Source organism: Hungatella sp., from assembly GCF_046966825.1.
Window position 1 is genome coordinate 1 of record NZ_JBKVCZ010000172.1, and the last position, 12,711, is coordinate 12,711.

Here is a 12,711-nt window from a genome sequence, read left to right on the forward strand (position 1 = left end):
GTGGATGGACGGCCACTATGCCGGACTGACCGAATACGATTCCAATGTCCAGGAAATCGCTGATTCCTTAGATGAAGGCCAGGAACTGGTGCTTGGAGACTACCCGACCGATCTTGGACCCAATCCTGCCGGCATGAGCAAGGTTTCCCAGGGCTTCGCCATCACAGAGACCTCCGAACACAAGGAAGAGGCCGCCTTACTTCTGGAATACATCACTTCCAACGAAAACGGCGTAAAATTAATGGGAACCGAGCGCGGCACCGTGTGCAATACGGCGGCAAAGAAGATCCTGGAGGATGCGGATATCTTAGGCGGTCAGACTCTGGAAGGCAACCAGAAGGTGCTTGAGTTCTGTCACTATACCTTTGATCCGAACTTCGAAAACTCCGCGCTAAAGGAACGTACCGGCGCTTATTACGAAGTATTTGACAACTTAAGCGCGGGAGCAGATCCGGCGGAGATGGCACAGTATTTAATCGATTCCATCAATGACGTTAATGCGGCTAACCCATACTAATTAGAGTGATCGGATATAACAAAAGGGACGCTGCCGGGGCGGCGTTCCTTTTTGTATTCAACTAAAAAAGGAGAAGTCAATTTATGAATTTGATGTTATTTTTCAAAGAATACATGAAAAATTACGAGGGGCTTGACGATTATCTGGTGGAAATCGACGGCCAGTCCATGTATGAATGGAACTATGAGGACGGCTGCTTATTTGTCGGCGCCTCCCGTCTTTACAAGCTGACAGGAGACCGTGAATATCTGGATTTTATCGTTAAGATGGTGAGTCCCTATATTGAAGAGGATGGAGCCATAAAGAGCTATCACCGTGAAGAATACAATCTGGATTTTATCAACGCAGGGAAAATTTTCTATTTCCTATATGATGAGACGGGAGAGGAGCGGTACAGGAAGGCGTGCGATACCCTGATGACCCAGCTGATCTACCAGCCCCGCCTGACTACAGGAAACTTCTGGCATAAGCTGATCTATCCATTTCAGGTCTGGCTGGACGGCCTTTATATGGGACAGCCGTTTTATATGGAATATGAAAACCGTTTTAACGAGAGGAAGAATTACAGCGATATCATGAATCAGTTCAGCCAGGCAAGGAAGCTTCTGTACGATGAGAAAACCGGCCTGTATTACCACGCTTACGACGAGTACAAGGACAGAAAATGGGCCGATCCCGTAACTGGGCTTTCCCCGAACTTCTGGCTCCGCTCCATCGGCTGGTATCTAATGGCTCTCGTTGACTGCTACGAGCTGGCCTCGGAGGAGATCTATGAGGTAAAAGCCAGGTTTGGCGAGCTTTTAAGAGAAGCGGTTCACGGAATCTTAACGTATCAGGATCAGGAGAGCAGGCTTTTCTACCAGCTTCCGGCACTTCCGGAGCAGGAGGGGAATTACCTGGAAACCTCCGGATCACTCATGGTGGCTTACGCGGTCTTAAAAGGCTGCCGCCTGGGGGCGCTTCTGGAAGAAAAGTATGCCACAAGGGGAAGAGAAATCTATGATGCTGTTCTGGAGCAGAAAATATACCAGGCAGACGACGGCGCATACCATTTATCCGGCACATGCGCAGTGGCAGGCCTTGGACCGCGCACGGAGCGGGATGGAAGCATTGCCTACTACTTGTCTGAACCGGTAGTCGATGATGATGTAAAGGCCATGGGGGTACTTATGATGGTAACGGCCGAACTGATGAAAATGGAATGATAGGAGTGAGAGTATGGAAGCACAGCCCGCAAAGACACGAAACTGGAAGAATTTTTACCGCAAATACAGGGGATTTTTCTACATCCTGCCGTGGATCATCGGATTCATGATTTTTAAATTTTATCCATTTATCATGTCCCTGTTTTACAGCTTTACTAACTACAGCTTATTTAAGCCGGGAACGGAATTCGTTGGTCTCGACAACTACTTAAGTATATTTCATACGAAGAAATACATAAAGGCATTTAAGGTTACGTTTCAATATGCGTTTCTTACGGTGCCGCTGAAACTGGCATTTTCCCTGTTCATCGCATATATCTTGAATTTTAAGCTGAAATTCGTCAAAATGTTCCGGACCATCTACTATATCCCTTCTATCCTAGGAGGTTCCGTGGCGATCGCGGTCGTGTGGAAGTTCATTTTCCAGGGAGACGGTTTGATTAACCAGTTTATCCAGATGTTTGGCGGTGAAAAGATTAATTTCCTCGGCAGCACGCACTATGCGCTCTTCGTCATCTGTCTGCTTCGTGTATGGCAGTTCGGTTCCGCCATGGTGATCTTTCTCGCCGCGTTAAAGGGCGTTCCGCAGGAGCTTTACGAGGCCGCCTCCATCGACGGAGCCGGCAAATGGAGACAGTTTTTCTCCGTCACAGTACCGCTTATTACGCCGGTTATTTTCTATAACCTGATCACACAGCTCTGTGAGGCATTCCAGGAGTTCAACAGCGCATTTATCATCACGAAGGGCGGACCGCTGGGATCGACGACGCTGATCTCCCTGTTGATTTACCAGAATGCATTCCGTACGTATGAGATGGGGCTTGCCAGTGCAATGGCGTGGCTGCTGTTTATCATCATCTGTACTCTGACCGTGGTCTCCTTTGCCAGCCAGAAGTACTGGGTGTATTACTCGGATGATGAGAGATAAAGGGGGACGATTGAGATGAGTAAGAAAACAAGAGAACAGGTCAGTACCGTGGTTCGCTATACCGTTCTGATCCTGGTAGGCTTCGTCATGTTTTACCCTATGCTCTGGATGGTGGGCGCATCGTTTAAGGCGAGCAACAATGAGATTTATTCAACCATCAGCTTTCTTCCGAAGAGTCCGTCGTTTCAGGCTTACATTGACGGTTGGACCGCGACAGGCAATCCATACAGTCTTTATCTGATCAATACCTTTAAGATTGTCATACCGAAGGTGGTCGGAGCGGTGGTGGCCAGCGTCGTTACGGCGTACGGATTTTCCCGTTTCGAGTTTCCGGGAAAGACTTTCTGGTTCTCCATCCTGCTGGCGACGCTGTTCCTGCCGCAGGTAGTGCTTAACATACCCCAGTTCCTCTTATTCCGTACATGGGGCTGGACGAATTCCTATCTGCCGCTGGTGGTTCCGGCCTTCTTCGGAGCCGAGCCGTACTTCATCTTCATGCTGGTTCAGTTCATGCGGTCTGTATCGCGGGAACTGGAGGAAGCGGCGGAGATCGACGGCTGCAATTCCTTCGAACGGCTGGTCTACATCGTGGTGCCCATGGTGAAGCCAACCATCGTTTCGGTGGCGCTGTTTCAGTTCATGTGGGCGTTTAACGACTTCCAGGGGCCGCTAATCTATATCGACAGTGTAAAGAAGTATCCGACCTCCCTGGGCCTCCGTCTCTTGACGGATGCGGAGACAGGCTTTGAGTGGAATAAGGTTCTGGCGCTGTCAGTCATCACCCTGCTTCCGTCTCTGATCGTATTCTTCCTGGCACAGGATCAGTTCGTGGACGGCATTGCGGCAGGCGGTGTAAAGGGGTAAGAAAATGAAAGCAAACGTGATTTTTAAGACTTCCCGGAAGTTCCTTCTCGAATGGGAGGACTTCGGAGTCTTCTATACAGAAAAAGAGTATGAAGTATGGCTGGATGACCGGTTCGTCTTAACAGGCAGCCGCGTCATCCAGACCGTGTCGGGCCTGACGCCCGACACGGAGTACCACGTATCCCTGCGGTGCGGCGGAGAGATTTATGCGGAGTTTTCAGTCCGTACCGACTATGAGTTTGTGACGCTGAACGTGCGGCACTTTGGAGCAAAGGGCGACGGAATCCATGACGACACACTTGCCATCCAGGCGGCGATTGCCTCCTGCCCGAAAGACGGGCGAGTGTTTATCCCGGAGGGAACGTACCTCGTAACCAGCCTGTTTTTAAAGAGTGACTTCACGCTGGATATCGGGAAGAACGCCGTGCTCCTGGGCCATGCAGAGCGGGAGCGGTTCGGCGTGCTTCCCGGTATGATTCAGAGCTACGACGAGACAGCGGAGTATAATCTCGGATCCTGGGAGGGAAATCCCCTCGATATCTTTACCAGCATGATTACGGGAATCCATGTCTCAAATGTGGTGATCACCGGAGAGGGAATCCTGGATGGCAATGCCACCTTCCAGGACTGGTGGGAGGACGACAGGGCGAAAATCATCGCATTCCGGCCCCGTATGGTATTTTTGAACCACTGCGATCACGTGGTGCTTCATGGGGTAACCGTACAGAACAGCCCTTCCTGGAATATCCATCCCTATTTCTCAGATGATCTCCGTTTCCTGGATTTGACCATCTTAAATCCCTGGGATTCCCCGAATACAGACGGCATGGACCCGGAATCGGTGAATGGTCTGGAAATCGCCGGCATCTATTTTTCCCTGGGGGACGACTGCATTGCACTTAAGTCCGGAAAGTATTATATGGGCCATAAATACAAAGTGCCGTCACAGAACATCGAGGTGCGCCAGTGCTGCATGAACAACGGTCACGGCGCGGTGACTATCGGAAGCGAGATGGCAGCGGGCGTGAAACACGTCCATGTGAAGGACTGTCTGTTCCTGCACACCGACCGGGGACTGCGGATCAAGACGCGACGGGGAAGAGGAAAAGACGCCGTCGTCGAAGACATCTGTTTTGAAAATATCCGCATGGACCATGTACTGACGCCCTTTGTCCTGAATTCCTACTACAACTGCTGTGATCCCGACTGCCATTCGGATTATGTGAAATGCAAGTCACCGCTACCGGCAGACGAGCGGACCCCATCGGTGAAGCAGATGATTTTCCGAAACATTGAGGCGCATAACTGCCACGTGGCCGGAGCATTTATATACGGACTGCCGGAGAGGAAGGTGGATTACGTGGAGTTTGACCATGTGACCATTGATTACGATGAGAACCCGGAACCGGATGAGCCGGCCATGATGGATGACATCCAACTGACTGCAAAAATGGGCCTCTACATCAACAATGTACAGGAACTGGTTCTGAACGACGTCTTCATAAGCGGATGCGACGGGGAACCGCTGCTTTTGGAGAATATCGATAAAATAACCGGAAATTCAGGCTTCACCACGGAAGGAGAACAGACATGAGCATGACGATTGCCGCTACGGCAAGTATATCCGCAGGCGGGGATGATCCCATCCTGTTTCGGGGGCCGTTTGAAGAGACGATTCCCCAGATGGCCGCGCTGGGATACCGTGCCGTGGAACTTCACATTTACGACTCGGATGAGATCGACCGGAAACAGTTATACCGGCTTTTGGAGGAGAACCACGTGGTCCTCACCTCCATCGGTACAGGCTCTGCCTACGAGAGGGACGGAATCTGTCTCGGCAGCGGGGATCCTGAGAAACGGGCTGCGGCTATCCGCCGCCTGACCGGACACATGGTGACAGCCTCTCCATTTCATGGTATAGTTATCATTGGTCTCATCGCGGGAAGGTTTTCCGACTGCGGTCAGGATGGAGAAGCATTTAAAAGAAATCTGACAGAGAGCTTAAAGCTCTGTGCGAAAGAAGCAGAGGTTCACGGCGTAACCTTAGGCTTCGAGGTGATGAACCGGTTCGAGAGCGATTATGGAACCACGATCAGGGAGGCATTAGAGCTTCTTCGCGCGGTCCGCTCTGACCGGCTGAAGCTTCACCTGGATACGGTACACTTAAATATCGAGGAAGATGATATCGGGAAAGCCATTGAAAGCGCCGGCGCCGCCATCGGCCATGTCCATGTGGCGGATAATAACCGCTGGTATCCGGGGCATGCGCACTATAATTTTGCGGAAACACTGGCAGCCTTAAGCCGTGTGGGTTACAACGGCGCGCTGGCACTGGAAATCACGAATGATCCGGATACGGAAACAGCCGCCAAAAACAGCCTCTCCTACTTGAACGCAATTCTTGAGACACTATAAAAAACGAGGGATAGTTCCCTCCGGGAGGTTTTATCTTGCTGTTAAAGAAGTTTTTCAAGTTCGTAATTCCATCGATTGTATCCATGTGGATCTTTGCGCTGTATACCATGGTGGACGGGATGTTTGTGGCATGGGGAGTCGGTGAGCGCGCGCTGGCATCGGTGAATCTTTCCATGCCCTATGTGATCTGCATTTTTTCCATCGGCCTGCTGATGGCGACGGGGACCTCCACGCTGATTTCCATTGCGCTGGGACAGAAGAAGGAAGAGGAGGCGAGCAGCCTGTTCTCCATGAATCTGGTCGTCTTAACCATCGTCTCCCTTGTGGTGACCGTGCTCACGTTTCTGTTTCTGGAGCCTCTCGCCGTGTTTCTCGGCGCCTCGCCGGACAACCTGGCGTACGTAAAGAGTTACGTGGGAACCATCGGGGCCTTTGCCGTATTTTTTATCCTGTCCTATAATATGGAGGCGCTGGTGAAAACGGATGGAACGCCTGTCGTTTCGACGATCGGTGTCATGGTGTGCGGACTGACCAATGTCATTCTGGATTATGTCTTTGTCATGGTATTTCACTGGGGCGTCTGGGGAGCGGCATTCGCGACCGGACTGGCTCAGGTCGCCTCCACAATCATATTCTTTACATATTTTGCACGTTTTCGGAAGAAGCTCTGTTTCCGCAGATTCAAGTGGAATCCGGGCGTTTATAAAAAGATCATTCCCCTCGGCCTGGCTAATGGATTCACGGAGCTTTCGGGCGGTCTTGTGGTGTTCCTTTTCAATCAGATCATTCTTCGCGTAATCGGGGAGAGCGGTATCGTCAGCTATACGGTCATTTCCTATATCAATACCCTGGTGCTGAACACCATGGCGGGGATTGCCCAGGGGATGCAGCCGGTTACCAGCTACCATTACGGCGCCAGAGAATCCGGTCAGTGCCGGAAGCTCTTAAAGTATTCGCTCCTGATGGAGGTGATCGTGTCGGTCGTCTATGTATTTGTCCTGGAACTGTTTCCGCAGATCTTTGTCGGCGCGTTTCTGGACCGGGGGGACGGCGAACTGTTTGCCTATACCATGAGGGCGCTGCGCCTCTATTCGCTGTCGTTTTTGTTTCTTGGATTTAATGTGGTATCGGCCGGTTACTTTACCGCCGTGGAGCGTCCCTGGCAGTCCTTTGCCGTGTCGGCGGGAAGAGGTCTGTTCTTCCTGGCGGCGGCTCTTGGCGTCATGGTCGTTCTCCTGGGAGAGAACGGAATCTGGCTTTCGCCGGTCGTCTCGGAATTTGTCTGCGCCATCCTGGCGGCAGTATTTTTCCTTCATAAAAAAGCCGGTCCTGTGAAATAAGGAAGTAACGAGATTTTGTTGACATTACTTCGATATCGAAGTATTATAAAAGAAAAACATTCGATATCGAAGTAAATCGGGAAAGAGAGGCCGGACCATGATCTATGAGGGCGAGGAAAAATTAAAAAGACAGGCGGAAAACGGATTTCCAAAAGGGATTACGAAGATCTGTGACCGTGTATATTTTGCTTTGGGATATGGCGGGAGCACGTGTACACTTGTGATAGGAGAGGAGTCCTGCATCCTGGTGGATACGTTAAACGGCGTCGCACCGGCCAGGGAAGTCAGGAAAGAGTTTGAGAAGCTGACGGATAAGCCTGTCCGGACGATCATTTACACGCACTATTTTCATTTCGACCACACCTCGGGCGCATCGGTATTCGCAGGCCCCGATACGCGGATTATCGGGAGGAAGCCGACGTATCCCCAGTATGGAAGGACCGGCCTGATCAAGGACATCTGCGGCGTGCGCGGGGCGAGACAGTTCGGCGTCGGCTTGACGCCGGAGGAAAACATCTGTGTGGGAATCGGGCCGAGAAATGAAATCAACGGGGAAAAAGGAAGTCTTCCATGCAGGGAGTTCTTCGAGGAGGAGCTGCTGGAGCTGGAAATCGACGGTACGAAGGTCGTACTCGCGGCCGCTCCCGGGGAGACGGACGATCAGATCTTTGTCTGGTTCCCTCAGCACCGCGTTCTCTGCTGCGGTGACAATAGTTGAATCCTGGCCTAATTTATACGCCATCCGCGGCGGCCAGTACCGGGATATCAGCGGCTGGATCGATTCCCTGGATAAGATGAGGGAGTACAGGGCCGAGTATCTGCTTCCCGGCCACACCAGAGCCGTGATTGGAAGCGCGGAGGTGGAGACGACGCTTAAAAATTACCGGGATGCGCTGGAATACGTGCTAACAGAGACGCTTCACGGCATGAACGAGGGCCGGACGCCGGATGAACTGGCTGACAGCGTCCGCCTTCCCGAGCACCTGGCATCACTTCCCTATTTACAGGAGTACTACGGAACCGTGGAGTGGTCAGTCCGGTCCATTTATACCGGTTATCTGGGGTGGTTTGACGGAAATCCAACGAAGCTGGGTCATATGAACACGAAGGTACGGGCAGAAAAGACCGTTGCGATGATGGGAGGCGCCGGTCAGGTGCTGGCTGAGGGAAAGGCCGCTCTGGAGCGCAGAGAGGCGCAGTGGGCCGCAGAGCTGTGTGATCTCCTGTTAGACTGCGGCCAGGAGATGGAAGCGGCTTCCGGTCTCAAGGCCGATGCGCTGACCGAGCTTGGCCGGAGGCAGACGAGCGCCAATGCCCGCCACTATTATCTGGCGTGCGCCAGACAGTTAAGAGGAAACGGCGAGACCCTTAAGCTGAACGGCGCCATGCTGGATGTGGGAAAGAAACAGAGGGAAGCGTAATGATCGACAATACCTTTACACTGATCAGCCGCATAGACGGGGAGATACGCCGTTTTATCACGGAAGAACTGGCGAAGGAAGGCATCACAGATATTGTGCCTTCCCACGGTGCTATTATCGTAGAGTTGATGAAGCATGGACAGCTGCCCATGAACGAGCTGGCGCGCCACATTGACAGGACGCCTCAGACGGTTACCAGCCTCGTAAAGAAGCTGGTGAAATCTGGTTATGTGGAGACCGGAAAGGCCCCGGAGGACAACCGGGTGACCATGGCCGCCCTGACGGACCCGGGCGCACGTTTGGCGGCCACACTTTGCAGGATCTCTGAAGAGATCTATGAGCTTCAATATCAGGGGATACCGGGGGATGAGATCGTTGTTCTGCGCAGCGCGTTAGCGAGGATGCATGCGAACTTCGCAGAAAATGGCTTCAATGATACGGAAAGCATGGGCTGACACAGTCCCATCATAAAATCTCCCGGATTTCCATAGACCAGACAGGGCCGCCGTACATGTAGGACTCCGTAAGAGTCACCGTGTGCAGGCGGCCTTCGAGCTTCACGGTGGCAGGAATGTCCTTCTTTACGTATTCCAGTGTAACAGAGCTTTTCCGGCAGTAGGTTTCCAGAAGATCGAAGAACGCTTCCGGGGAGCGCGGCTTTTCGTCCAGATCGATGATGAGCGTCCTTCCCGCAGCGCTGCTGTTCAAGTCCTTAGCCACCTTCTTCAAATAACGGTATTCTGCCTCCTTAAGCAGCAGAAGAACCGCGGCGCTGGTCAGCAGCATGGCGCGCACAAACGATGGGAGACGCCATGTCAGAAAAGAGAGGAAGAACAGGAGGAGATAGCACCAGGACACGGCGGCCGCTCCCCGAAACCATGCCGAATCCAGCTGCGGTGTAAAGCCTTGGATGAGCTGCAGAAGACATCCGGCTGCCAGGTAAGAAAGAAGGATTACGAGGAGCAGTGACCAGAATGTCTCAAGTCCCTCCGGAGCCGCCAGGCGCAGCGTTACAAGTGAGCTGATAAACATCATCATCCCCAGAAGACTCCCGTTCTTCAGAATCTCTGTAAGACCTTCTTCCTGAATAAAATTACAGTTGAATCGATGTTCTTTCTTTTGATTTTCTTTCATTTCGCACCTCCATGATCTGACTGCGCACGTCCTTTAAGTATTTCCGTGAAATATAGACGACGGAAGAATCTGTAAATGCCGCCGCCATCAGGCCGTTCACCATCGGTTTATAGGTTTTTACGTGATCCATATTCATGATGACGGATTTTGAGATCCGTATGAAGCTGGAAGGGAGAAGATGCTCCAGCTCATACAGTCTCTTCCTTACTTCCAATGTTCCATGAGCCGTGTGCACCAGTTGTTTTTCCTGTACCGTCTCGATATAATCGATCTCACTGCTGGGAATCCTCTCGATTTTCTCTCCGCAAAAGCACGTCAGGATGACACTGCGAAACTCTTCCTGCTCCACGTATTCTGCCAGGCGCAAAACCGCCTGGTCCCTGCGGTGCACATATAGATCCGCGTGCTCCGGTTCCTCCTGTGGGATTTCTCTGATCAACGTTTTCATGTCTGCCGCCTCCTGCCTTCTGTTCTCTAATCTCTTACCATGCGCACAGCGGTCGCCGGTTCATCTGGTTTTATTATAAGGTACGCTTGCGAAAATATCCACGCTTTTCCGGTAAGTGGCCGTCACGGCAGGGTAAGTGGAATGTTTTCTGTGAAAAGCGGGTATATTTTCGTAAAAAGGGGTTTTTTTAACTGGAAATATCTGCTATGATGAGAGACAGGGAAAGAAGAAGGACCGTTATAAGGAACTCTTATTTCTTAAATTTAATATTGATTTATAGAATAATATTTAGTATATTATGTAATAGGTTATCTTAGGCCAGACTTGAAAGGGGAATTGTGATGATAAAAGTAGCTGTAGATGCCATGGGCGGCGATTATGCACCGGCTGAGATGGTAGCAGGTGCCGTGCAGGCGGTGAACGCGAACAGGGAGATCTCCGTTCTCCTGGTAGGGCAGGAACCGGCAGTAGCTGAGGAGCTGAAAAAGCATAACTTTCCGGCGGAACAGATACAGATTGTTCCTGCAACAGAGATAATCGAGACGGAAGAACCTCCGGTGAATGCCATACGAAAGAAAAAAGACTCTTCCATTGTGGTTGGCATGAATCTGGTGAAAAAGAAGGAAGCGGATGCCTTCGTTTCAGCCGGCAGTTCCGGCGCCATATTAGTTGGCGGTCAGGTCATTGTCGGAAGAATCAAGGGCGTGGAAAGACCTCCGCTTGCGCCGTTAATCCCCACTGAAAAGGGCGCGTCTCTGCTGATTGACTGCGGTGCCAATGTCGATGCCAGGGCTTCCCATCTGGTACAGTTTGCACGCATGGGCTCCATCTACATGGAACATGTGATGGGAGTGAAGAACCCACGGGTCGCCATCGTCAATATCGGGGCAGAGGAAGAGAAAGGAAACGCACTTGTTAAGGAGACGTTTCCGCTTCTCAAGGAATGCAGGGACATGAACTTCATCGGAAGCATTGAGGCGAGGGAGATTCCGCATGGCGGCGCAGATGTTATCGTATGCGAGGCATTTGTAGGCAACGTAATCCTGAAGCTTTACGAAGGAGTAGGTGCCACTCTGATCAGTAAGGTCAAGAGCGGCATGATGGTGAACTTAAGAAGTAAGATTGGAGCACTGCTTGTAAAACCAGCGCTTAAGGAGACACTGAAATCCTTTGATTCGTCTCAGTACGGAGGAGCACCGCTTCTCGGTCTGAACGGTCTGGTGGTGAAAACCCACGGGAATTCCAAGGCAAAGGAAGTGTGTAATTCCATTCTTCAATGCGTGACCTTTAAAGAACAGGGGATTAATGATAAGATAAGAGAGAGCCTGACTGCTGAAAATCAGGAAAATAAAGAATAGGAGAGAGGAAGGGAAAAGATGGAATTTGAAAAGTTACAGAATATTGTCGCAGAGGTACTTAACGTTGAACCGGAGGAGGTAACCATGGCTTCTACATTCGTAGATGACTTAGGTGCAGATTCCCTGGATGTATTCCAGATCATCATGGGTATCGAAGAAGAATTCGATATCGAGATACCGTCCGAGGTAGCGGAGAAGATCGCTACAGTCGGTGATGCGGTAGAACAGATTAAGAACGCGCTGAATTAATAGATGTGGGTGTTGCAGGGCGGCATTATGCCGCCTGTCCGCAACACCTTCTTTCATAGTAAAGGAAAGAGGACTGCAATGAACAAAAAACTGAATGAGCTGGAAGGGCGGATTGGCTACCGTTTTTCGGACAGGCAGCTGCTTACAAGGGCCATGACCCACAGCTCCTACGCCAACGAACACCGCTTAAACAAGCTGGAATGCAATGAGCGGCTGGAATTTTTAGGTGATTCCGTGCTGGAGGTCGTTTCCAGCGATTTTTTATATCACAAATATCCGGATAAGCCGGAAGGGGATTTGACGAAAATCCGCGCCAGCATCGTATGCGAACCGACGCTCGCCTACTGCGCCGAGGACATTGAATTAGGAAATTACTTACTGCTGGGAAAGGGAGAAGAGGCGACCGGCGGACGCGGAAGGGCCTCAGTCGTATCGGACGCCATGGAAGCGCTCATCGGCGCCATATATCTGGACGGTGGTTTTGCTAATGCAAAAGAGTTTATCCTTCGATTTATCATGAACGACATCGAGCATAAACAGCTCTTTTTTGATAGCAAGACTATCTTGCAGGAGATCGTACAGAGTCAGACGGAAAAACCGCTTGCCTATGAACTGCTGCGGGAAGAAGGGCCCGATCACAATAAAATCTTTGAGTCCCGGGCTCTCATTGGAGAGGAAGAGATCGGCCGGGGGACCGGAAGGACGAAAAAGGCTGCGGAAGCAGTAGCCGCCTATCACGGAATTTTAAAGCTTAAGAAAATGGAAAAGGAAAGGCAGGCATAGACGTCTGCCAACATAAAGTATGTATTTAAAAAGCATTGAGATACAGGGC

Annotated in this window: 14 protein-coding genes and 1 pseudogene; 13 read left to right on the top strand and 2 right to left on the bottom strand. The window is 51.2% G+C overall.

The window, feature by feature from the left end; genetic code table 11:
* The 10 genes and pseudogenes from ACLTD4_RS30170 to ACLTD4_RS30215 form a co-directional block, all read left to right on the top strand.
* A pseudogene (locus ACLTD4_RS30170) lies at positions 1–517 on the top strand (ABC transporter substrate-binding protein); the annotation flags it as partial.
* Positions 518–600: 83 nt separating this feature from the next.
* Positions 601–1,722, top strand: a complete 1,122-nt coding sequence (locus ACLTD4_RS30175; RefSeq protein ID WP_117620775.1) for a glycoside hydrolase family 105 protein — start codon at positions 601–603, stop codon at positions 1,720–1,722.
* Between the two features lie 13 nt (positions 1,723–1,735).
* Positions 1,736–2,650: a carbohydrate ABC transporter permease gene (locus ACLTD4_RS30180; protein ID WP_029466276.1), complete on the top strand. Its 915-nt coding sequence runs from the start codon at positions 1,736–1,738 to the stop codon at positions 2,648–2,650.
* A gap of 15 nt (positions 2,651–2,665) precedes the next feature.
* The gene (locus tag ACLTD4_RS30185) at positions 2,666–3,514 is read left to right on the top strand and encodes a carbohydrate ABC transporter permease (protein ID WP_002604209.1); all 849 of its coding nucleotides are present in this window, start codon (positions 2,666–2,668) and stop codon (positions 3,512–3,514) included.
* A 4-nt stretch (positions 3,515–3,518) separates the two neighbouring features.
* Positions 3,519–5,108, top strand: a complete 1,590-nt coding sequence (locus ACLTD4_RS30190; protein WP_117620774.1) for a glycoside hydrolase family 28 protein — start codon at positions 3,519–3,521, stop codon at positions 5,106–5,108.
* Positions 5,105–5,929, top strand: coding sequence for a sugar phosphate isomerase/epimerase family protein (locus tag ACLTD4_RS30195; protein ID WP_117620773.1), 825 nt, complete (start codon positions 5,105–5,107; stop codon positions 5,927–5,929). The genes ACLTD4_RS30190 and ACLTD4_RS30195 overlap by 4 nt, the downstream gene beginning before the upstream one ends.
* Before the next feature lie 35 nt (positions 5,930–5,964).
* A complete protein-coding gene (locus ACLTD4_RS30200) occupies positions 5,965–7,269 on the top strand; it encodes an MATE family efflux transporter (RefSeq protein ID WP_117620772.1) in 1,305 nt (434 codons plus the stop codon).
* A gap of 97 nt (positions 7,270–7,366) precedes the next feature.
* On the top strand, positions 7,367–7,987 hold the full coding sequence (locus tag ACLTD4_RS30205; RefSeq protein WP_412331799.1) for an MBL fold metallo-hydrolase: 621 nt from the start codon (positions 7,367–7,369) through the stop codon (positions 7,985–7,987).
* Positions 7,974–8,690 (top strand): alkyl sulfatase dimerization domain-containing protein, encoded by a 717-nt coding sequence (locus tag ACLTD4_RS30210; protein ID WP_412331800.1) that lies wholly within the window; start codon positions 7,974–7,976, stop codon positions 8,688–8,690. The genes ACLTD4_RS30205 and ACLTD4_RS30210 overlap by 14 nt, the downstream gene beginning before the upstream one ends.
* Complete coding sequence (locus ACLTD4_RS30215; RefSeq protein ID WP_117620770.1) at positions 8,690–9,145, top strand: MarR family winged helix-turn-helix transcriptional regulator; 456 nt, start codon at positions 8,690–8,692, stop codon at positions 9,143–9,145. Before ACLTD4_RS30210 ends, ACLTD4_RS30215 begins: the two co-directional genes overlap by 1 nt.
* A gap of 10 nt (positions 9,146–9,155) precedes the next feature.
* Here ACLTD4_RS30215 and ACLTD4_RS30220 read toward each other — a convergent pair whose 3' ends face one another.
* Together ACLTD4_RS30220 and ACLTD4_RS30225 are read right to left on the bottom strand one after the other, a co-directional pair.
* Positions 9,156–9,824, bottom strand: coding sequence for a DUF4318 domain-containing protein (locus ACLTD4_RS30220; protein ID WP_055652688.1), 669 nt, complete (start codon positions 9,822–9,824; stop codon positions 9,156–9,158).
* Complete coding sequence (locus ACLTD4_RS30225; RefSeq protein ID WP_117620769.1) at positions 9,784–10,272, bottom strand: LytTR family DNA-binding domain-containing protein; 489 nt, start codon at positions 10,270–10,272, stop codon at positions 9,784–9,786. The genes ACLTD4_RS30220 and ACLTD4_RS30225 overlap by 41 nt, the downstream gene beginning before the upstream one ends.
* A gap of 341 nt (positions 10,273–10,613) precedes the next feature.
* On the opposite strand from ACLTD4_RS30225, the gene plsX reads away from it, so the two are divergent.
* The 3 genes from plsX (at position 10,614) to rnc (ending at position 12,662) form a co-directional block, all read left to right on the top strand.
* The gene (plsX, locus tag ACLTD4_RS30230) at positions 10,614–11,630 is read left to right on the top strand and encodes a phosphate acyltransferase PlsX (RefSeq protein ID WP_055652690.1); all 1,017 of its coding nucleotides are present in this window, start codon (positions 10,614–10,616) and stop codon (positions 11,628–11,630) included.
* An 18-nt stretch (positions 11,631–11,648) separates the two neighbouring features.
* A complete protein-coding gene (acpP, locus tag ACLTD4_RS30235; RefSeq protein WP_002604200.1) occupies positions 11,649–11,879 on the top strand; it encodes an acyl carrier protein in 231 nt (76 codons plus the stop codon).
* A gap of 78 nt (positions 11,880–11,957) precedes the next feature.
* Positions 11,958–12,662 (top strand): ribonuclease III, encoded by a 705-nt coding sequence (rnc, locus tag ACLTD4_RS30240; RefSeq protein ID WP_002604199.1) that lies wholly within the window; start codon positions 11,958–11,960, stop codon positions 12,660–12,662.
* The last annotated feature ends 49 nt before the right edge of the window (positions 12,663–12,711 follow it).